At 72.1% G+C, this 21,156-nt stretch carries 17 protein-coding genes and 1 riboswitch; of the genes, 11 read left to right on the top strand and 6 right to left on the bottom strand.

All coding sequences use genetic code 11. The features are described 5' to 3' along the window. The first annotated feature begins 36 nt into the window (after window positions 1–36). Window positions 37–1,272 (top strand): aminotransferase class III-fold pyridoxal phosphate-dependent enzyme, encoded by a 1,236-nt coding sequence (locus tag Psi01_RS34975; RefSeq protein ID WP_204068439.1) that lies wholly within the window; start codon window positions 37–39, stop codon window positions 1,270–1,272. 165 nt (window positions 1,273–1,437) lie between these two features. Here the strand turns inward: Psi01_RS34975 and Psi01_RS34970 are convergent, their stop codons facing one another. Further along, window positions 1,438–2,019, bottom strand: coding sequence for a hypothetical protein (locus tag Psi01_RS34970; protein ID WP_204068438.1), 582 nt, complete (start codon window positions 2,017–2,019; stop codon window positions 1,438–1,440). Window positions 2,020–2,275: 256 nt separating this feature from the next. Next, on the bottom strand, window positions 2,276–3,379 hold the full coding sequence (locus Psi01_RS34965; RefSeq protein ID WP_204068437.1) for a GNAT family N-acetyltransferase: 1,104 nt from the start codon (window positions 3,377–3,379) through the stop codon (window positions 2,276–2,278). A gap of 96 nt (window positions 3,380–3,475) precedes the next feature. Between Psi01_RS34965 and Psi01_RS34960 the strand changes: the two genes are divergently transcribed. The 10 genes from Psi01_RS34960 to Psi01_RS34915 all read left to right on the top strand — a co-directional run bounded on the left by Psi01_RS34960 (window position 3,476) and on the right by Psi01_RS34915 (window position 15,704). Further along, window positions 3,476–4,351 (top strand): tRNA (adenine-N1)-methyltransferase, encoded by an 876-nt coding sequence (locus Psi01_RS34960; protein ID WP_204068436.1) that lies wholly within the window; start codon window positions 3,476–3,478, stop codon window positions 4,349–4,351. A gap of 200 nt (window positions 4,352–4,551) precedes the next feature. Then, window positions 4,552–6,315, top strand: coding sequence for a proteasome ATPase (gene arc / locus Psi01_RS34955; RefSeq protein ID WP_204068435.1), 1,764 nt, complete (start codon window positions 4,552–4,554; stop codon window positions 6,313–6,315). A 243-nt stretch (window positions 6,316–6,558) separates the two neighbouring features. Continuing rightward, window positions 6,559–7,701 carry an acyltransferase family protein gene (locus Psi01_RS34950; protein WP_204068434.1) on the top strand — a complete coding sequence of 381 codons (1,143 nt, stop codon included), beginning with the start codon at window positions 6,559–6,561 and terminating at the stop codon, window positions 7,699–7,701. Window positions 7,702–7,790: 89 nt separating this feature from the next. After that, window positions 7,791–9,308 carry a depupylase/deamidase Dop gene (gene dop / locus Psi01_RS34945; protein WP_204068433.1) on the top strand — a complete coding sequence of 506 codons (1,518 nt, stop codon included), beginning with the start codon at window positions 7,791–7,793 and terminating at the stop codon, window positions 9,306–9,308. A 198-nt stretch (window positions 9,309–9,506) separates the two neighbouring features. Further along, window positions 9,507–9,651: riboswitch (adenosylcobalamin (AdoCbl) riboswitch) on the top strand. Between the two features lie 2 nt (window positions 9,652–9,653). After that, window positions 9,654–9,851 (top strand): CbtB domain-containing protein, encoded by a 198-nt coding sequence (locus tag Psi01_RS34940; protein ID WP_204068432.1) that lies wholly within the window; start codon window positions 9,654–9,656, stop codon window positions 9,849–9,851. A gap of 7 nt (window positions 9,852–9,858) precedes the next feature. Continuing rightward, window positions 9,859–10,680 (top strand): CbtA family protein, encoded by an 822-nt coding sequence (locus Psi01_RS34935; protein ID WP_204068431.1) that lies wholly within the window; start codon window positions 9,859–9,861, stop codon window positions 10,678–10,680. Further along, on the top strand, window positions 10,677–11,246 hold the full coding sequence (locus Psi01_RS34930; RefSeq protein WP_204068430.1) for a histidine phosphatase family protein: 570 nt from the start codon (window positions 10,677–10,679) through the stop codon (window positions 11,244–11,246). The genes Psi01_RS34935 and Psi01_RS34930 overlap by 4 nt, the downstream gene beginning before the upstream one ends. Window positions 11,247–11,308: 62 nt before the next feature. Continuing rightward, window positions 11,309–13,669, top strand: a complete 2,361-nt coding sequence (locus tag Psi01_RS34925) for a VWA domain-containing protein (protein ID WP_204068429.1) — start codon at window positions 11,309–11,311, stop codon at window positions 13,667–13,669. Window positions 13,670–13,735: 66 nt separating this feature from the next. Beyond that, entirely contained in the window at window positions 13,736–14,338 is a 603-nt protein-coding gene (cobO, locus tag Psi01_RS34920; protein WP_204068499.1) for a cob(I)yrinic acid a,c-diamide adenosyltransferase, read from the top strand. 22 nt (window positions 14,339–14,360) lie between these two features. Continuing rightward, on the top strand, window positions 14,361–15,704 hold the full coding sequence (locus Psi01_RS34915; RefSeq protein ID WP_204068428.1) for a cobyrinic acid a,c-diamide synthase CobB: 1,344 nt from the start codon (window positions 14,361–14,363) through the stop codon (window positions 15,702–15,704). A gap of 74 nt (window positions 15,705–15,778) precedes the next feature. Here the strand turns inward: Psi01_RS34915 and Psi01_RS34910 are convergent, their stop codons facing one another. The 4 genes from Psi01_RS34910 to Psi01_RS34895 all read right to left on the bottom strand — a co-directional run bounded on the left by Psi01_RS34910 (window position 15,779) and on the right by Psi01_RS34895 (window position 20,999). Then, the gene (locus tag Psi01_RS34910) at window positions 15,779–18,523 is read right to left on the bottom strand and encodes a putative bifunctional diguanylate cyclase/phosphodiesterase (protein ID WP_204068427.1); all 2,745 of its coding nucleotides are present in this window, start codon (window positions 18,521–18,523) and stop codon (window positions 15,779–15,781) included. A gap of 99 nt (window positions 18,524–18,622) precedes the next feature. Then, window positions 18,623–19,513, bottom strand: coding sequence for a serine/threonine-protein kinase (locus Psi01_RS34905; protein ID WP_204068426.1), 891 nt, complete (start codon window positions 19,511–19,513; stop codon window positions 18,623–18,625). A 187-nt stretch (window positions 19,514–19,700) separates the two neighbouring features. Further along, complete coding sequence (locus Psi01_RS34900) at window positions 19,701–20,495, bottom strand: serine/threonine-protein kinase (RefSeq protein ID WP_204068425.1); 795 nt, start codon at window positions 20,493–20,495, stop codon at window positions 19,701–19,703. 99 nt (window positions 20,496–20,594) lie between these two features. Continuing rightward, window positions 20,595–20,999, bottom strand: coding sequence for a hypothetical protein (locus Psi01_RS34895; protein ID WP_204068424.1), 405 nt, complete (start codon window positions 20,997–20,999; stop codon window positions 20,595–20,597). Window positions 21,000–21,156 lie beyond the last annotated feature (157 nt).

The following is a 21,156-nucleotide window of genomic DNA, read 5'->3' as shown; positions in this document are numbered from 1 at the left end:
GGTCACGTGACAGAACGAAAGGTGATGTTCCCAGCGATGTCCACTGACGCCAACCTCCGCGACCGGGCCGCCAAGGTCGTCCCCGGCGGCATGTACGGCCACCTCAACGCCGCCCTGCACGGGCCGGCCTACCCCCAGTTCTTCGTGCGCGGCGAGGGGTGCCGCCAGTTCGACGCCGACGGCCGGGAGTACGTCGACCTGATGTGCTCCTGGGGGCCCATCGTGCTCGGCCACCGCCACCCGGCCGTGGAGTCGGCCGTCGCCGCCCAGCTGGCCGTCGGCGACTGCCTCAACGGCCCGGGCCCGGTCTACGTCGAGCTCGCCGAACTGATGGTGGAGACCATCCCGCAGGCCGACTGGGTGATGTTCTCCAAGAACGGCACCGACGCCACCACCCAGGCCCTGATGATCGCCCGCGCGGCCACCGGGCGGACCAAGGTGCTCATGGCCCACGGCTCCTACCACGGCGCCGACCCCTGGTGCACGCCGAGCCCCTCGGGCACCACGCCCAACGAGCGCGCCGACCTGATCGAGTTCACCTACAACGACCTGGCCAGCGCCGAGGCCGCCGCCGCGCAGGCCGAGGGCCCGGACGGGTCCGACGTCGCCGCGATCATCGTCACGCCGTTCAAGCACGACTCCTTCGAGGACCAGGAGCTGGCCGAGCCCGAGTTCGCCCGCGGCCTGCGCGCCCTGGCCGACCGGCTCGGGGCCGCCCTGGTGATCGACGACGTGCGCGGCGGCTGGCGGCTGGACCTGGGCGGCTCCTGGGAGACCCTGGCCGTCCGCCCCGACCTGTACGCCTTCAGCAAGGCGATGGCCAACGGCCACCCGATCGCCGCCGTCACCGGCGTGGACGCGCTGCGGGGCCCGGCCCAGACCATCTACTCCACCGGCTCGTTCTGGTTCAACGCGGCGCCGATGGCCGCGGCCAAGGCCACCATCGAGACCCTGCACGCCATCGACGGCGTCGCGTTGATGGAGCGGGCGGGGACCCGGCTGCGGGAGGGCCTGGCCGCCCAGGCCGCCGCCCACGGCTTCGTGATCAACCAGACCGGCCCGGTCCAGATCCCGTGGCTGTCCTTCGAGGGCGACGCGACCCTGGAGAAGGGCATGTTCTGGTCCTCGGCCTGCCTGGAGGAGGGCGTCTACGTCCACCCCTGGCACAACTGGTTCATCTCGGCCGCCCACGCCGACGCCGACATCGACCGCGCGCTGCAGGGCACCGACGCCGCCTTCGCGCGCCTGCGGGCCAAGTTCGGCGCCGACTGACGGGTTCTCCGCACGGCGCGCGGGCCCGCGGACCCCGTACGGCGGTGCGCCGACCGACGGGATCTTCGTACGGCGCGCGGGCCCGGTTCGCGGCACGCATGCCCGGGGGCCGGGCCCGGCGCGGAACGCGGGCCCGGCCCCCGGCCGGTCGTCAGCTGGTGCGGATCACTTCGGGCCCGCTCCCGGGGCGCCGGAGCCGAGGCGGGGCAGGCGGCGCGCGAACGCGTGCACCGACCGCAGGAGCCGGGTGGCGGCCTCGAACCCCCTGGCCGCCTCCATCGCGCGCCCGGCCGCGGTGGCGAAGCGCACCAGCAGGTCCTCGTCGCGGTGGTCGAAGGGACGCCCGGCCGCCCACAGGTAGGCCTCCTCCCGGGTGGCCAGCGGGACCGGGACGGCCAGGAAGCCCGGATGGCCCAGGACGCTGTCCCGCGGCAGGCGGATGGGATGGCACCGGGTCGCCAGAGTCTTGAGCACCGGACCGTCCTGGAGCCAGCTCTCCACCGCCAGCGGGTCTCCCGGCGGGGTGTGCAGCCGGACCAGCGTCGCGCTCTCCTGCACAGGATCGACCTGGACCAGCCCCGAGTAGCCGGTCGAGCACACCGTCGCCGCGGCCGCGACGACCTGGTCGATCAGGTCGTCGGCGTCCAGGCCGGTGAAGGTCTCGATCAGGCTCTGCAGGGAATCCTCAGGTTCGCTGTACCAGATGGCGGCGCTGTGATCCAGTCCGACCTGGTGGGTGATGCTCATCCCTTGTCCCTCGCTTCGTCGAGCCGGGTGCCCACGCCGAAACGGTGGTGGGCCTGGGGTAGCACGATTCGGAGTATTCCCGTCATAACCCCGCTTGGCCACCCCCGCATGCGGGATGTGGGACATACGTGACGGGGGAGTTCCCTGAGGTGAGACGAATATGCAGTGACCTGGGAGAAAGCCGTAAATGTTTGCGACGGGCGGACCGAATCCGGGAGGGGGCGTGAAGAAGCGCTGAGCAACGGGCGCCCAGGGGTCAGCCGGAGGGCCGCAGGCGGTACCACTGCAGGTCGTCCAGGCGGGTCTCGCCGTGGCCGGGCAGCGCGCCGTGCAGGAGGGCGTCACGGGTGAAGCCCGCCCGTTCCAGCACCCGGTGCGAGGCGGTGTTGGCGGGGGAGGTTCCCGCGACGACCCGGGCCAGCGAGGTGTGGCCGAAGGCCCACTCCGTCACCAGGTTCACCGCGCGGGTGGCCAGGCCCCTGCCGCGGGCCCGCGGCAGCAGGCTGTAGCCCACCATGGCCTGCCGCAGCGGGGGGATGACGTTGCTGAGCTGGATGTGCCCGGCGAACGCGTCGTCGTCCGCGCTGCGGATCGCCATCTCCGCCCGCGCGCCCGCCAGCCAGAGCATGCCCGCCTCCCGGCAGAACCGCTCGCTCTCCCGGGCGGTGGGGGCCTCCGGGGGGACGCTGTAGCGCACGACGTCGGGCAGGTTCTGCAGCGTGTGGTAGTCGGCGGCGTCCCCGGCCTCCAGCGGCGTCAGCCGTACCACCCCGTCCGAGAGCGACCCGCCGGGCAGGGGAGGCAGGAACGGCCGGACCCGCTCGCCGGAGTCGGTGCTCAGCCGGGCGAAGGACACCAGGTCGTGGTGGAGGCCGTCGCGCGCGGGCGTGCCCTCGCGCTGGACGCCCTCGCGGTGGAACCCGGCGGCCATGGCCACCCGCTGGCTGGCGAGGTTCTCCACCACGGCCAGCAGTTCCACGCGGTGCACCCCGTGCGCGAAGGCCCAGGCGGTCAGCGCCGCCGTGGCTGCCGTGGCCGCCCCGCGCCCGCGCGCCCACGGGGCGATCAGATAGCCGATCTCGACGCCGCCGCGGGGGTTGGGCGGCTTGAGCCCGATGTTGCCCAGCCACTCGCCGGTGCCGGGGTCGGCGACGGCGAACGAGGCGCCGCCGCGCTGCCAGTCCTGCTCGGCGGCCTTCAGGTAGGAGATCGCGTCGTCGAGGGTGTACGGCACCGGCACGGCGGGGATGAACCTGGCGATCTCGGGGTCGGAGCAGCCGCGGACGATCGCCTCGGCGTCGGCCTCGGCGGGCTCCCGCAGCAGGACCGGACCGGCGGGGATCACTTCTCGGGGAAACATCCTCCAGTGCTACCAGGTCACCGCCGGTGCGGCGAACCGTTTTCCCCCCGGCCGGACCGGCGTTTCCTCCGGCCGGGCGCCGATACCCTTGCGGGCATGGGTTTTCGCAGGCATGGGCCGTTTCAGGCCGGGGATCAGGTTCAGCTCACCGACCCCAAGAACAAGCGCCACACGGTGACGCTGAAGGAGGACGGGGTCTTCCACACGCACAAGGGGTTCATCCCGCACAGCGACCTGATCGGGCAGCCCGAGGGCTCGGTGGTGCGGTCCTCCGGCGGGACCCAGTACCTCGCCTTCCGGCACCTGCTCTCCGACTACACGCTGTCCATGCCGCGCGGCGCGGCGGTCATCTACCCCAAGGACTCCGCGCAGATCGTCGCGATGGCCGACATCTTCCCGGGCGCGCGCGTCGTCGAGGCCGGCGTCGGCTCCGGCGCGCTGACCTGCTTCCTGCTGCGCGCGGTCGGGCCCGAGGGGAAGGTCACCTCCTACGAGCGTCGCCAGGACTTCGCCGAGGTCGCCACCAAGAACGTGGAGAAGTTTTACGGCGGGCCGATGGACCAGTGGCGCCTGGTCGTCGGCGACTTCGTCGACGCGCTCGACGAGAGCGACGTCGACCGGATCATCCTGGACATGCTCGCCCCGTGGGAGTGCGTGGACGTGGCGGCCAAGGCTCTGACGCCGGGCGGTGTGATCTGCTGCTACGTGGCGACGACGACGCAGTTGTCGCGCACGGTGGAAACTCTGCGGGAGCACGGGAGTTTCACCGAGCCCCATGCGTGGGAGACCCTGGTTCGCGACTGGCACGTCGAAGGGCTCGCCGTACGGCCCGACCACCGGATGGTCGGCCACACCGGCTTTCTCGTCACGGCCCGCCGCATGGCGGACGGGGTGACCCCACCACCCCGGCGCAGGCGTCCGGCGAAGGGGGCGTATGGCGAGGAGTCCACGACCTCCGCCGCATCCACATGACGATTCGGCCACGACCCACGTCGTGGTAGACACGAGTACAGAATGCCGTGTTCTCATGCTCTCAGCACTAAACGCACCATAAGGGATTAATCACTGCTCGCTTAACGTAGCCATACGAACACTGCCCGGACAGGTAACGGGCGGCTCTCAGATGGGTAGGGTTTTGAGTAGTCGGTCTCGACTGGGAAGGAGGTGACGGCGTGGCAGCTCGCGACGACGCTGAGGCTCGAGCCGCGCAGCGCGAACGGGAGGTCGCTGATCTCACAACACAGGTCTCCTTCCTGCAGGAGGAGGTCACCGCGCTGCGTCGGAAGCTGACGGAGTCTCCCCGGCAGGCCAGGATCCTCGAAGAGCGTCTCCACGAGGTCCAGGCGAATCTCGCGGCCGTCACCGGCCAGAACGAACGTCTGGTGGCGACCCTCAAGGAAGCCAGAGACCAGATCGTCGCGCTGAAGGAGGAGGTCGACCGGCTGGCGCAGCCGCCATCCGGGTTCGGTGTCTTCCTTGAGGCGAGGGAAGACGGCACGGTGGAGGTCTTCACCGGTGGCCGCAAGCTTCGTGTGAACGTCAGCCCCGCGGTGGACGTCGAGGAACTCAAGCGTGGCCAGGAGGTCATGCTCAACGAGGCCCTCAACGTCGTCGAGGCACTCGGTTTCGAGGACCTCGGCGAGATCGTGATGCTCAAGGAGCTTCTCGAGGACGGCCAGCGCGCACTGGTGATCTCGCACGCCGACGAGGAGCGGGTGGTCAAGCTCGCCGAGTCCCTGATCGGCCAGCCGATCCGGGCCGGTGACTCCCTGCTGCTGGAGCCGCGCTCGGGTTACGTCTACGAGCGCATCCCCAAGTCCGAGGTCGAGGAGCTCGTCCTGGAGGAGGTGCCCGACATCTCCTACGAGGAGATCGGCGGGCTCATGCGGCAGATCGAGCAGATCAGGGACGCCATCGAGCTTCCCTACCTGCACGCCGACCTCTTCCGCGAGCACAAGCTCCGTCCGCCCAAGGGCGTGCTGCTGTACGGCCCGCCCGGCTGCGGCAAGACCCTCATCGCCAAGGCCGTGGCCAACTCACTGGCCAAGCAGGTCGCGGAGAAGACGGGTCAGGAGGGCAAGAGCTTCTTCCTCAACATCAAGGGCCCCGAGCTCCTCAACAAGTACGTCGGTGAGACCGAGCGGCACATCCGCCTGGTCTTCCAGCGGGCCCGGGAGAAGGCCTCGGCCGGCACCCCGGTGATCGTGTTCTTCGACGAGATGGACTCGATCTTCCGCACCCGAGGCTCGGGCGTCTCCTCCGACGTCGAGAACACGATCGTCCCCCAGCTCCTGTCGGAGATCGACGGCGTCGAGGGCCTGGAGAACGTCATCGTGATCGGCGCCTCCAACCGCGAGGACATGATCGACCCGGCGATCCTGCGGCCCGGCCGTCTGGACGTCAAGATCAAGATCGAGCGGCCGGACGCCGAGGCGGCCAAGGACATCTTCTCGAAGTACCTCATCCCGGATCTTCCGCTGCACCCGGACGACGTCGCCGAGCACAACGGCAACCGCGAGGGCACCATCGCGGCGATGATCCAGCGGGTCGTCGAGCGGATGTACACCGAGAGCGAGGAGAACCGCTTCCTGGAGGTCACCTACGCCAACGGTGACAAGGAGGTCCTGTACTTCAAGGACTTCAACTCCGGCGCGATGATCCAGAACATCGTCGACCGCGGCAAGAAGATGGCGATCAAGCAGTTCCTGGAGACCGGCCAGAAGGGTCTGCGGGTGCAGCACCTGCTGACCGCCTGCGTGGACGAGTTCTCCGAGAACGAGGACCTGCCCAACACCACCAACCCGGACGACTGGGCGCGCATCTCCGGAAAGAAGGGCGAGCGGATCGTCTACATCCGCACCCTCGTCTCCGGCAAGCAGGGCGCCGAGGCCGGCCGGTCCATCGACACGGTGGCCAACACCGGTCAGTACCTCTAGCACCACCGGAACGGCGCGGCACCCGGCTCGGGCGCCGCGCCGTTCCGCGTCCGGAGGCTCCGGCCCGCGCGCCGGAACCTCCGCGCGTCCGGGACCGGGGCAGGGCCGGGATCGGGGCCGGGATCGAGGTCGTACGGCAACGGCTTTCACATACGCCACAAAAGTGAAATGTCGTCACTTGGAACCCAACTGATTGGTTCGCCGTCCAACAGGCGTGCATGAACGTTTCGGGTCGGCCGCCGGGTGACCGGCTCGGGATCCCGGGGGGCGGTCCGGGACGGCGGCCGCCTCGCCGAGTTGGATCTCCTGCGCTTCACCGCCGCCATGGCGGTGCTCGCCTTCCACTACTTCATCGCCTTCCGCTCGGTGTGGGACGAGACCCCCGCCGAGCTGTTCCCGGCGATCTCGACGATCTCCGGGCTGGGCATCCTCGGCGTCGAGCTGTTCTTCATGATCAGCGGCTTCGTGATCCTGATGAGCATCTGGGGGCGCGGCCTGGGCGCCTTCGCCCTGTCCCGCGTGGTCCGGCTCTATCCGGCCTACTGGGTCAGCGTCGGGGTCACCGCGGCCCTGTACGGCCTCACCTCGGCCACGGCCCTGGACCCCAAGCTGGACGCAGGCGGCTACGCGGCCAACCTGACCATGATCCAGCGCCTGTTGGGCGTCTACGACGCCAACGGCGTCTACTGGTCGCTCTGGGTCGAGCTCCGCTTCTATCTGCTGATCTCCGTCCTGGTGATCGTCGGGCCCACGCTCGGCCGCTGCCTGGCTTTCATGGGCGTGTGGCTGCTGGCGGCCGGGTTCTTCGCCGGCAGCGACGACTACTGGGTCGAGCTGCTGGTCATGCCCAGGTACGCGGCCTACTTCGTCGGCGGCATGGCCTTCTATCTGATGACCCGCTACGGCCCCCGGCTGGTCCTGTGGTGCATGGCGGGGATCAGCGCGGGCCTGGCGGTCGACGCGGCCCTGGACCGGGTGGCCCGGCGGATCGACGCCGTCGGCTACGCCGCCATGCCCGTGCCCGACTGGGCCGTGGTGGCCACCGTGGTCGCCTTCTACGTCCTGATGGCCATGGTGGCGCTCGGCTGGCTGGGCCGGCTGCGCTGGCGCGGCCTGCTCGTGCTGGGGGCGATTACCTACCCGGTCTATCTGTTCCACACCGCGGGAGCCGTACTGATCATCCCCGCGCTGCGCGACACGCTGCCGCCCTGGCTGACCGCCGCCGTCACCGTGCTTGCCGTGGCGGCCTTCTCCTATCTGGTTTACCGTTTGGCTGAACGCCCGGTCCAGGATTTTGTCAAGGCCAGGAGACGGCGCGTCGCAATTCCGGTCGAGGCTGTCATCGAAGAGCCCCGAATCGCGGTGGAAAAAACCTCCGTGCCATAACTGTCTGGCCACAGGGCATGGTGGAAGGTCTAGGCTCGGGGATATATAACACGGCGGATGAGACAGCCCCAGATGAACAGAGGGTGCGCATGACGGTACGGCGGGTGATGGGCATCGAGACCGAGTACGGCATCTCCGTGCCCGGACAGCCGGGGGCCAACGCGATGGTGACCTCCTCGCAGGTCGTGAACGCCTATCTGGCCGCCTCGGCGGCCAGGGCGCGGCGGGCACGCTGGGACTTCGAGGAGGAGAATCCGCTGCGCGACGCGCGGGGCTTCGATCTCGCGCGGGAGGTGGCGGACGCCAGCCAGCTCACCGACGAGGACCTCGGCCTGGCCAACGTGATCCTCACCAACGGCGCGCGGCTGTACGTCGACCACGCCCACCCCGAATACTCCACGCCCGAGTGCACCAATCCCCGGGCGGCGGTGATCTGGGACAAGGCGGGCGAGCGGGTCATGCACGACGCCGCGACCCGGGCCTCGGCGATCCCGTCCAACGCGCCGATCCAGCTCTACAAGAACAACACCGACAACAAGGGCGCCTCCTACGGCTGCCACGAGAACTACCTGATGCGGCGGGCGACGCCGTTCGCCGACATCGTCAGATATCTGACGCCCTTCTTCGTCTCCCGGCAGGTCGTCACCGGCGCCGGGCGGGTCGGCATCGGGCAGGACTCCCGCGGCGAGGGTTTCCAGATCAGTCAGCGGGCCGACTTCTTCGAGGTCGAGGTGGGCCTGGAGACCACGCTCAAGCGGCCGATCATCAACACCCGCGACGAGCCGCACGCCGACCCGGAGAAGTACCGCCGGCTGCACGTCATCATCGGCGACGCCAACATGTCGGAGATCTCCACCTACCTGAAGCTGGGCTCCACCGCGCTGATCCTGGCGATGATCGAGGACGGTTTCTTCACCCGCGACCTCGCCGTGGAGAACCCGGTCCAGGCGCTGCGCGCGGTCTCCCACGACCCCACGCTGCGCTACGAGATCCAGCTGCGCGACGGCCGCAAGATGACCGCGGTGCAGCTGCAGATGGAGTATCTCGAGCTGGCCAGGAAGTACGCCGAGACCCGCAGCGGCAACGGCGGCGTCGACGAGCCCACCAAGGACGTCCTGGACCGCTGGGAGTCGGTCCTGACCCGGCTGGCCGACGACCCCATGCTGCTGGCCGGGGAGCTCGACTGGGTGGCCAAGCTGCAGCTGCTGGAGGGCTACCGTTCCCGCGACGGGCTGGCGTGGTCCCATCCGCGTCTGCAGCTCGTCGACCTGCAGTACTCCGACATCCGCCCCGACCGCGGCCTCTACAACCGGCTGGTCGCCCGGGGCAAGATGCAGCGGCTGGTCACCGAGGAGGAGGTGCTGCGCGCCGTCGAGGCGCCGCCCAGCGACACCCGCGCCTACTTCCGCGGGCGCTGCCTGAGCCAGTACAGCGACTCGGTCGCCGCGGCCTCCTGGGACTCGGTGATCTTCGACATCCCCGGCCGCGAGTCCCTGCAGCGCGTCCCGACCCTGGAGCCGCTGCGCGGCACCAAGGCACACGTGGGCGAGCTGTTCGACCGCTGCCGCACGGCCGCCGAGCTGGTCACCGCACTGACCGGCGAATAACGGACCGGCGAACAGCGATCTCCGCGGAGCGCGCCGGGGCCGCCGCCCCGGCGCGCTCCTTCGCGTCGTCTCCTTCGCGTCGTCTCCTTCGCGTCGTCTCCTTCGCGTCGTCTCCTCCGCGTCGTCTCCTCCGCGTCACCCCTGCCGGGCCTGTTGCGCAGGATGTGGAATTGACGGGGGAGAGGATCACGGGATACGGTCCGGGTGTTTTGTGGCGGTGCGAGGGAAATCCGGTGAGATTCCGGTGCGGTCGCGCCACTGTGATCGGCCCCGCGGGGCCGGGAGTCAGGTCACTCGACCGCCACTACCTACGAGAGGGACGCGCAATCCCTGAAGGAGGTAGCCGTGAGCCAGATCTCGGCTCCGCACAGCCGCCCCGTTCCGTGGTCCTCGCTCACCCGCTGGATGCTGCTCGCCGTACCGGCGCTGCTGCTCCTGGCCTACCTGGTGACCTTCGACCAGGGCGCGATCTCCCAGGCCGGGAACTACCTGCACGAGCTCATGCACGACGGACGCCACCTGCTCGGCGTCCCGTGCCACTGAGCCACAGGTGATCACCAAACTCTTCGTCCGGGGCATGCTCGCCGGGCTGCTCGCCGGGCTGCTCGCGGCCGTGTTCGCCTACGCCGTGGGCGAGCCGGAGATCGAGCGGGCCATCGCGCTGGAGGAGGCGGCCGCGAGCTCCCCGGGGCACGCCGCCGCGCACTCCGGCGCGGAGACCGGCGACCACTCCCACGACGGAGCGGCCGCCGGGGGGCACTCCCACGACGGGGCCGCTTCCGGAGGGCACTCCCACGGTGAGGACGCCCTCGTCAGCCGGGACGGGCAGCGCTTCGGGCTGTTCCTGGCCCTGGCCCTGTACGGCCTGGCGGTCGGCGGCCTGTTCGCCCTCGCCTACGCGGCCGTGCGCGGGCGGGCGGGTCCCCGCTCCGAGCCGGCGCTCGCGGTGACCCTGGCGGCCGCCGCGTTCGTCGCGGTGGTCCTGGTGCCCTTCCTGAAGTACCCCGCCAACCCGCCGGCCGTCGGCGACCCCGGGACGATCAACGAGCGCACCGTGCTCTACCTCGTCGCCGTGGCCGTCGGGATCCTCTCCGTCGCCGCGGGCGCCGCCACCCACCGCTACGCCGCCGGCGCGGAGCCCCGGCTGCGCTGGCTGGCGGCGGGCGCGTGCACGCTCCTGCCCGTGATCGCGGCCTGGATCCTCCTGCCCGAGATCGGCGAGGTGCCCCGGGGCTTCCCCGCCGACCTGCTGTGGGACTTCCGGATCGCCTCCCTGGGCACCCAGGCGGTGTTCTGGCTCGGCGTCGGCACCCTGTTCGCCCTCGCCGCGCGCGGGCGCGTCCCGGCCTCGCGCGTGCCCAGCCCGGCGTGAGGTCCCCCTCGGGGGTCGCCCGCCTGCTGCTGGTCTGCCACGCCTCGACGCGGGCGACGGTCCGGGCCGCGTTCCCGGCCGACGAGCCCCTCGACGAGGCCGGCCTGCGCCGGGCCGCCCGCACCCGCGTGCCCGGCGGCGCCACGGCGGTCTGCGCGGCCGAACAGCGGTGCGTGCAGACCGCCGAGGCCCTCGGCCTGCGGATCGAGTCCGCCCCGGATCCGCTGCTGGCCGAGTACGACTACGGCCGCTGGCGCGGACTGACGCTCGGCGAGGTCGAGGCGGCCGAGCCGGAGGCGCTGGCCGCCTGGCTCACCGACCCCGCCGCCGCGCCCCACGGAGGGGAGACGGTCGTCGGCCTGCTCGGCCGGGTGTCCGCGTGGCTGGCCGCCAGGGGACCGGGCAGGACCGTCGCGGTCACTCACCCCTCGGTCATCCGCGCGGCGATCGTCCACGCCCTCGGCGCCCCGGCCCTGTCCTTCTGGCGCGTCGACGTCGCTCCGCTGGCCCGGGTGACCCTCACCGGCCGCGGCGGGCGCTGGCGGCTCGGCTACCCCGGGCCATGAACCTCGCCGGGCCGTGAATCGCCGGACCATGAACCTCGCCGGACCATGAACCTCGCCGGACCATGAACCTCAAGGAGAACCCGACGGTGCGCGACACCTCCACGGCGGCCCCGGTGACGGCGGCCGCCCCGGCGCGGGACGCGCGCTACCCCTTCACCGCGGTCGTGGGCCTCGACGACCTCAAGCTCGCCCTGATCCTCAACGCGGTCTCCCCGCGCGCGGGCGGCGTGCTGGTCCGCGGCGAGAAGGGCACCGCCAAGTCCACGATCGTGCGGGCGCTGGCCGCGCTGCTGCCGCCGGTCGAGGTCGTGCGCGGCTGCCGGTTCTCCTGCGACCCGGCCGCGCCCGACCCCGGCTGCCCGGACGGGCCGCACGAGAACGGGGCTCACGAGGACGGGACGTACGAGAGCGGGCTGCTCCAGAACGGCTCCCACCAGGACGAATCGCGGGAGAACGGGTCCCACCAGGACGAGGCGCGCCGGAGCGGGGCGTCGGCGGTGCGGCCCGCCCGGCTGGTCGAGCTGCCCGTCGGCGCCTCCGAGGACCGCCTGGCCGGTTCGCTGGACATCGAGCGCGCCCTGACCGAGGGCGTGAAGGCGTTCGAGCCCGGCCTGCTGGCCGCGGCCCACCGCGGCGTCCTGTACGTCGACGAGGTCAACCTGCTGCACGACCACCTCGTCGACCTGCTCCTGGACGCGGCCGCCCTGGGCACCTGCTACGTCGAGCGCGAGGGCGTCTCGGTACGGCACGCCGCCCGGTTCATGCTGGTGGGCACGATGAACCCGGAGGAGGGGGAGCTGCGCCCGCAGCTGCTCGACCGGTTCGGGCTCACCGTGGAGGTCAGGGCCTCGCGGGACCCGGCCGAGCGGGCCGAGGTGGTACGGCGGCGCCTGGCCTTCGAGGCGGACCCGGCCGCCTTCGCCGCGGACTGGGCGGCCGGGGAGGCGGAGCTGGCCACCCGGATCGCCGGGGCCCGCGCCAGGGTCGCCGAGGTGGTCCTGCCGGACTCCGCGCTGCGGCGCATCGCCACGGTCTGCGCCGGCTTCGACGTGGACGGCCTGCGCGCGGACCTGATCACCGCGAACGCGGCCATCGCCCACGCCGCCTGGCGGGGCCGTACCCGGGTCACCGCCGAGGACGTCCGCGAGGCCGCCCGGCTCGCCCTGCCGCACCGCCGCCGCCGAGACCCCTTCGACGCCCCCGGCCTCGACGAGTCCCGGCTCGACGCCCTGCTGGCCCAGGTCCCCGAGGACGACGACCCGGAAGGCGACGGCCCGGAAGGCGACGGCCCGGAAGACGACGGCCCGGAAGACGACGGCCCCGGCACCCCCGGCCCGGACGGAGACGGCCCCCGCGCCGAGGGGACCGGGCAGAACGGCGCGCATCCGGACGACGGCCGGTCTGAGGGGTCCGGTCACGATGACGCCCGGGCTGATGGACCCGGCCAGGACGGCGCCCGGAGCGACGGACCCGGCCAGGACGGTGCCCGGGGTGACGAGTCCGGTCAGGACGGCGCCCGGCCCGATGGGGCCGGCGGGGACGGCGCCCGGTCCGCCGAGGGACTCAACGGCGGGGTCCCGGCGGGGCCGGAGGTTGAGGGGGCACGCGACGGGCGGGTCTCCGGCGCCGACGTCGAGGCGTCCCGCCGGACCCGGTTGTTCACCGTGCCGGGGATCGGCGCCGGGGCCCCCGGCCGCAGGTCTCGGGCCCGGACCCCGCTCGGCCGCACCACCGGCGCCCGCGTCCCCCAGGGCCGTCCCGGCTCGGTCCACCTCACCGCGACCGTCCTGGCCGCCGCGCCGTACCAGCGGGAACGCGGCAGGAACGGTCCGGGCCTGCTGCTGAACCGCGGTGATCTACGCGAGACCGTACGGGAGGGGCGCGAGGGCAACCTGGTGCTCTTCGTCGTGGACGCCAGCGGCTCGATGGCCGCCAGGCAGCGCATGCGCGCGGTCAAGGCGGCCGTGCTCAGCCTCCTGCTCGACGCCTACCAGCGCCGCGACAAGGTCGGTCTGATCACCTTTCGGGGCGCCCGCGCCGACCTCGTCCTGCCGCCGACCTCCTCCGTCGAGGCCGGCGCCGCCCGGCTGCGCGAGCTGCCCACCGGCGGGCGCACCCCGCTGGCCGCCGGGCTCCTGCGCGCCGCCGAGGTGCTCCGCGTGGAACGCCTGCGCGACCCGGTCCGCCGGCCGTTGCTGGTCGTGGTCACCGACGGCCGGGCCACCTCCGGCACCGTCGGGGAGGCCCACCGGGCGGCCGGGCTGCTGGCCGGGGTGACGAGCGTGGTGGTCGACTGCGAGGGCGGGCACGTCCGCCTCGGCCTGGCCCGGTCCCTGGCCCACCGGATGGGCGCCGAGATCGTGCGCCTCGACGACCTCGCCGATCTCGCCGGGATGATCCGCGAGCGGCGGACCGCCGCGTGAGCGCGCACCGGGCGGACAACGAGCAGACATCGAGCATGCGGTGAGCATGCGGAAAGGGGCATGAACATGCCGCAGGGAAAACCGGCCGTCGTGCCCGACGACGGCCTGACCACCCGGCAGCGCCGTACCCGGCCGCTGCTGATGGTGCACACCGGCCCCGGCAAGGGCAAGTCCACCGCGGCCTTCGGCCTGGCCATGCGCGCCTGGAACCAGGGCTGGCCCATCGGGGTGTTCCAGTTCGTCAAGTCCGCCAAGTGGCGGGTCGGCGAGGAGCGGGCGCTGCGCGTCCTCGGCGAGTCGGGCCAGGGCGGGGCGGTGTCGTGGCACAAGATGGGGGAGGGCTGGTCCTGGATCCAGCGCCCCGGCAGCGAGGCCGACCACGCCGCCGACGCGCGCGAGGGCTGGGAGCAGATCAAGCGCGACCTGGCCGCCGAGACCTTCCGGCTGTACGTGCTGGACGAGTTCACCTACCCGCTGAAGTGGGGGTGGATCGACGTCGAGGACGTGGTCGCCACCCTCACGGCGCGACCCGGCAACCAGCACGTCGTCATCACCGGCCGCGACGCCCACCCGCGCCTGATCGAGGCCGCCGACCTCGTCACCGAGATGGGCAAGGTCAAGCACCCCATGGACGCCGGCCAGAAGGGTCAGAAGGGCATCGAGTGGTGACGGGTGCGGGAGGGACGGGCGGATGAGTGTCTCGGTGCCGAGGCTGGTGATCGCGGCGCCGGCCTCGGGGGCGGGTAAGACCACCGTCGCGACCGGGCTCATGGCCGCGCTGGCCGGGCGCGGGCTGGCGGTGTCCCCGCACAAGGTCGGGCCCGACTACATCGATCCCGGGTACCACGCCCTGGCCACCGGCCGTCCGGGGCGCAACCTCGATCCGTGGCTGGTGGGGGAGGACCTCGTCGCGCCGCTGTTCCTGCACGGGGCGGCCGGGGCGGACATCGCCGTGGTCGAAGGCGTCATGGGCCTGTACGACGGGGCGGGCGCGGGCGAGTTCGCCTCCACCGCGCACGTGGCCCGGCTGCTGCAGGCCCCGGTCGTCCTGGTCGTCGACGCGGCCAGGCAGAGCCGCTCGGTGGCGGCCCTGGTCCACGGGTTCGCCTCCTACGACACCCGGCTCAGGTTCGGCGGCGTGATCCTCAACCGGGTCGGCTCCGAACGCCACGAGGACCTCCTGCGCGAGGCCCTGGCCGAGAGCGGCGTCCCGGTCCTGGGCGCGATCCGCCGCAGTGACGCCGTCGCCACGCCCTCCCGCCATCTCGGCCTGGTGCCCGTCGCCGAGCGCCGCGCCCGGTCGCTGGAGACGATGAAGGCCGCCGAGGACCTCGTCGCCGCCTCCTGCGACCTGGAGGGGCTCGTACGGCTCGCGCGCACGGCGCCGCCCCTGGCCGCCCGCCCGTGGACCCCCGGCCCGCAGGACCCCGGCGCCGCGGCCGGGCCCTCCGTCCCCGCGGGGACCAGGATCGCCGTGGCCGCCGGTCCCGCCTTCACCTTCGGCTACACCGAGCAGGCCGAGCTGCTGACCGCGGCCGGGGCCGAGGTCGTCACCTTCGACCCGCTCACCGACGAGGCCCTGCCCGAGGGGACCCGTGGGATCGTCATCGGTGGCGGCTTCCCCGAGGTGTACGCGGCGGAGCTGTCCGCCAACGAGCCGCTGCGCAAGGAGGTCGCCGCGTTCGAGGGACCGATCTCGGCGGAGTGCGCGGGCCTGCTCTATCTCGCGCGGACGCTGGACGGCAGGCCGATGTGCGGGATCCTCGACACCGAGGCCGAGATGACGGGCACGCTCACCCTGGGCTACCGCGACGCGGTGGCCGTACGGGATTCGGTGCTCACCAGGAACGGTGAGCGCTACCGAGGGCACGAGTTCCACCGCACGGCCGTCCGGCCCGCGCCCGACCGGCCGCTGTTCCGCTGGCGGTCGGGCGCCGACGGGTTCGCCGAGGGCGGGGTCACCGCCTCCTACCTGCACCTGCACTGGGCGGGCAGCCCGCACCTGGCGGCCAGGTTCGCCGCGGCCTGCCGCTGACGGGCCGCCCCCGGCGTGCCGCCGTCTCCGGATCCGCCACCGGCGTGCCCCCGGACGACGGGCCGGCCGGACCGTCAGCTGGCCAGGGCGGGCGGCTCCACCGCGTCGGGGCCGCGGCCCCCGGCGGCCAGCAGGCCGCCCAGGTCCTCGGCCGACAGCGGCCGGGAGAAGTGGTACCCCTGCGCCAGGCGGTAGCCCATCTGGTACAGCCGCATGGCCTGGGCGGGGGTCTCCACGCCCTCGGCCACCGCGCCCAGCCCCAGGGCGCGGGCGATCTGGGCCAGCGAGGTGGCGATCGCCGCCTGCTCGGCCGTGCCGGTGACCTCGTCGACGAACAGCTTGTCCACCTTCAGGATGTCGACCGGGCAGGTGCGCAGCAGGCCGAGCGAGGAGTGCCCGGTGCCGAAGTCGTCCAGGGCGATGGCGACGCCGAGGGCCTGGATGGCGGCCACGGTCTCCACCGCGGGGCCGTCGTCGAACACGGCCGTCTCGGTGATCTCCACCAGCAGGTCGCTCGGGCGCAGGCCGGTCTCGGCCAGCACGTCGGCCACGGTCTGGGCGAACGCCGGCTCGCGCAGCTGCCGGGCCGAGACGTTGACGCCCACCCGCGAGGGCGCGGCGTCGCCGTAGTCCCGCTTCCATTCGGCCATCTGGCGGCACGCCTCGCGCAGCACCCAGTCGCCGAGCCGGACGATCATCCCGTTGTGCTCGGCGACGGGGATGAACTCCGCGGGCGAGACCAGTCCGCGCTCGGGGTGCCGCCAGCGGATCAGCGCCTCCACGCTGGAGAGGTCGCCGTGGGGCAGCGTGACCACCGGCTGGTACAGCAGGAACAGCTCGCCTCCGGCCAGGGCCCGCTGCAGGTCGGCGCCCATCCGGGCGTGCTCGGCGGCCCGGTCGTCCATGTCCGGTGAGTAGCGGACCGAGCGGCTCTTGCCCTGCTCCTTGGCGGCGTACATGGCCACGTCGGCGCGGCGCAGCAGCTCGCTGGCGTCCATGCCCGCGCCGCCGTCGACCAGCCCGATGCTGGCCTGTACGAGCATGTCGTACCCCAGTGCGTTGATGGGCGTGCGGAGCGTCGCGAGGATCTCCCCGGCGACGCGGCAGGTCTCCTGCGGGGAGACGCCGCGCAGCAGCACGGCGAACTCGTCGCCGCCGAGCCTGGCCACCGTGTCGCCGGGCCGCGCGCACCGGCGCAGCCGGTCGGCGACGACCGTGAGCAGGGCGTCGCCGACCGCGTGCCCGAGCCGGTCGTTGATCGCCTTGAAGTCGTCGAGGTCGACCAGCGCCAGCGCGACGCTGCCGGTCCCGGCCTCGGCCAGGGCCTCCGAGGCCCGCGCGGTGAACAGGGTCCGGTTGGCGAGCCTGGTCAGCGCGTCGTGGGTGGCCTGGTGGGCCAGCTGGTCCTGGGCCCGCTTGGTCTCGGTGATGTCACGCGTGTTGCCCACGATGCCCTGGACGCTGGGGTCGTCCACCCGGTTGGTGGCCACGACCTCCAGCCAGCGCCAGTTCCCGTCCGCGTGGCGCATGCGCGCCTGGCAGGTGATGGTGAGGCCGGGGTCGCGGGCGAGGCGGTCGCGCATGTCCTGCAGGACCGGCAGGTCCTCCGGGTGGGTGAACTCCCGCAGCGTCCGGCCGATGTAGTGCTCGGCCGGGCGGCCCAGGACGCTTTCGAAGCTCGGGCTGATGTAGGTGTAGGTCCCGTCCATGGCCGTGACCGTGATGACGTCGGAGGAGTTCTGCACCAGTGAGCGGAACCGCTGCTCGTGCCGGCTCAGGTCCAGCATGCTGGCGTCCAGCCGGGCCAGCAGGTTGGCGTTGTCGTAGAACGCCGTGATCTGGCGCACCACCACCAGCGCGGTCAGGGCGATCGAGCCGGTCACGACCAGGCGGATCTCCTGGCTCGCGTTCCAGGTCGAGACCAGCAGCAGGACGTCGGTGGCGGCGATCGCGGCGTACGGCAGCAGGCTGAACGGGCGGCGGCGTGCCGCGCGACGGGCGGTGCCCCGGGCGGGGGCGTGCCGCTGCCACTCGGCCGCCACCGCGACGAGGAAGGCGATGACCGGGATGCTGAGATGGGTCGTGGTGATGTGCGGGCTGGTCCTCAGCAGCGGCATGAGGGCTCCGCACCCCGCGCCCATCAGCACCGCCAGCCCCAGGATCCACATGACTCCGCGGTCCATCGGGCCGGTGCCGGTCAGCGCCAGTTTGACGGCGGCGAGGATGTCGATGCCGCCCAGCGTGATGATCGCCACCGCGGTCAGGTCCGAACCCGTGGTGAAGGCCAGTTCCGAGGAGCCGCGCAGGACGAAGTACCAGGCGAACAGCCCGGCGGCCAGGACCACGACACCGGTGTCCAGGCCCAGGGTCAGCCAGGCCTCACGTGAGCGCCGGGTCACGGGCAGCCGCAACAGCGCCCACAGGAAGACCGCCACGGCCGTCAGGTACAGCGCCGTGGTCAGCCCGCTGACGCGCTGGGTGGGCGCCAGCGGTCCGGCGACCGCGTCGTAGGCGTTGCTGCCCAGCGCGAGCAGGATGACGCTCAGGGCGACGGCGAAGTGCCGCCAGAAGCGCCGGGTCGGCGCGGCCAGGCCGGACAGCCGGGCGACGCGCGCGCAGGCGAACGCGGCCAGCGCGCAGCAGAGCGCCGACAGCGCCCAGGCGACGAAGGGGGACCCCGACGGGGATCCGACGTTGAGGACGAACCACCCTACGCAGAGCACGGCCAGCGCGGCGGTGACGCGCGGGAGCGGTTGTGCCATGACCGTGGCCGTGAGGCCGCGCGGCGCCGCGGCACGCTCGTGCCGGCCGACATTCATGTCTGGACTCCTCTCCCGGTCGATTCGATGTCTCCGGTGTCCATCGGCGGCCGGGAGAGGATCCTGAGGGGTTTTCCCTGATCTACGACGTAAAGGGGGCTATCGGGTGAAGGCGCCGGGCGGGAATCTCTGCGCCGGGAGGGAGGGCGGCGTCACCGCCACACCCTCCAGCCGGAGGATCTCCGACAGCATCCGCGCCGCCCGGCCGGCGGAGATGCGCTCGGCCGGATCGCGCCGCAGCAGGCCCTCCAGGACCCGGCGCAGCGGCCCCGCCTTCGTGGGCGGGTCGGGCTCGCTGTTCATCGCCCGGCCCAGCACCGCCAGCGTGTCCGATCCGGGGTACGGCGAGCGGCCCTCCACAGCGAAGTACAGGCTCGCCCCGAACGACCACAGGTCCGCCGCGGGGTCGGCGTGGCCGCCGCGCAGCCGCTCCGGCGCGACGTAGGCCGGGGCGCAGCCGATCGGCACCGTGGTGGACGTGCCCGGGTCCCCGCCCAGCGCCGCGATGCCGAAGTCCGACAGCACCACCCGGTCGCCCGTCAGCAGGATGTTGCCGGGATTGATGTCGCGGTGCAGGACCCCGGCCCCGTGCGCGTGCCGCAGCCCCGCGAGCAGCTGGAAACCGATCCAGGCCGTCCAGTGGATCGGCAGGTGACCCAGGTGCCGGACCGTCTCCTCGAGGGTGAGGGCCTCCAGCAGCTCCATCACGATCCAGAGCCGGCCGTTCTCCTCCAGGAGATCGTGCACCGAGATGACCGCCGGATGGCTCAGCCGCCCCGCCGAGCGCGCCTCCCGCAACGCGCGCCGCCGCGCCTCCTCGAGATCGGCCCCGTCGGCGCGGAAAGGGGGCTGGATCTCCTTGACCGCCACGTCCCGGCGCAGCCGCAGGTCGTGCGCGCGCCACATGATGCCCACACCGTCCCTGCCGGTGGGTGAAAGCAGTTGGTAACGCCCCCCGAGAGGTCGGGGCTTTCCCGTTTCCGTCCCCATGAACCACCTGTTTTCACGTAGAAACCGGGCCCCTCAGTGATTCATGTTTTCATCCCGAAGCGCGATTGACGCGTTCGCTCTGCCTATTGCGCATAACAATTCGGGCGCGTTCGTGAATGGAGTATTGTTTCCCTTTCTTGATCCAGAAAGAAGCGCGCCCGGAATCCGGGCCGACCCGCCGGAACGGCTATGCGGCGCTGTGCCTGCGCACATTCATGAGCATCGCGTGCGTCTGCTCGGCGCTCAGCCGGGCGGCCGGATCCTTGCGCAGCAGGCCCAGCAGCACCGGCTCCAGGGCGCCCGCCCGGCGCGGCGTGCGCGGGGGCTCCCGCAGCGCCTCGATCAGGGCGGCCATCGAGTCGACGGTCCTGAACGGGGTCCTGCCCTCCACCGCCATGTACAGCGTCGCCCCGAACGACCACATGTCGGCCTCGCGGGTCCCGCCCCGGCCCTGCAGGACCTCCGGTGCGATGAAGGCCGGGGTGCCGCGCATCGACGTCGTCGCGGCGCTCTCGAAGGCCGCGAAACCGAAGTCCGCCAGCACCACCCGGTCGCCGGTCAGCATGATGTTGGCGGGCTTGATGTCGCGGTGGACCACTCCGCCGGCGTGCGCGTGGCGCAGCGCCTCCAGCAGGCGCCGGCCCAGTTTGGCCACCAGGTCGACGGGGAGCGGGCCCGCCTGCACCAGAGTGTCGTGCAGGGTGAGCGCCTCCAGGAACTCCATCACGATCCAGAGCCGCTCGGGCTCCTCGGCCAGGTTGTGCACCGTCACGATGCCCCGGTGGCTGAGCCGGGCCGCCATCCTGGCCTCCCGCACCACCTTGCGGCGCCGCTCGGCCGCCTCGGGTCCGGGGGGCAGGGCGATCTCCTTCAGGGCCACGTCGCGCTCGAGTAACAGGTCGTAGGCCCGCCACACGACGCCGGTCGCGCCTTTGCCCACGGGCGCGAGGAGCTGGTAGCGATCGTCGACGATGGTGCTCACCCCGGCATGATCTCAGGAATCGGGAGTGGAGACCTACTTGGAACGGTCCGTGAGGGACATAACCTGCCGAACAGGTATGAATCTACGTTGTAAAGAGCGTCACACGAGACCCAGTCCGAGCAGCAGGGTTCCGGCCGCCAGGGACGCCCCGCCCAGGGGCACCAGCCAGATCAGTTTGCTCGGCTTGGTGTCGGAGGGCCGGACGACCGACAGGAAGAACCCCAGCGGCATCAGGATCGGCGCCGCCACGATCAGCGTCCTGGTCAGGCTCTTCAGGCCGTCGGACAGGTCCGCCTGGTCGATGTAGAGCAGGGCGACGAGCGCGAACAGCACCAGCACGCCCGCGTGGGCGTGCCCGGCCCGCCACAGGCTCCGGCGCACGGGGTTGTCGAGGTAGCCGGGGATGGAGCGCATGATGTGCGCCAGCAGTGAGACTCCGCCGAAGGCGACGGCCGGCACAGTGATCAACAGCACACCGGCGGTGCTCAGGGACGACGGGGACATGGATGGCCTCCCAATTGGATAGTGTTGCTGTCCAATTATTGGATAGTTCTGCTATCCAGTCAAGAGAATGGATTTGCTCCCGGGGGTCGTGGGGAGGTTGTCTGGGCAGCACCCGGGGCGGAAGGGCGAAGGTCGTGGAGCGATCCGCGCGAAATGT

Origin of the sequence: Paraplanobispora siamensis, from assembly GCF_016863175.1 — a bacterium.
Classification (GTDB): Bacteria; Actinomycetota; Actinomycetes; order Streptosporangiales; family Streptosporangiaceae; genus Planobispora; species Planobispora siamensis.
The sequence above is the reverse complement of the archived record's forward strand: the minus strand, read 5'-3'. Positions and strand labels throughout refer to the sequence as shown.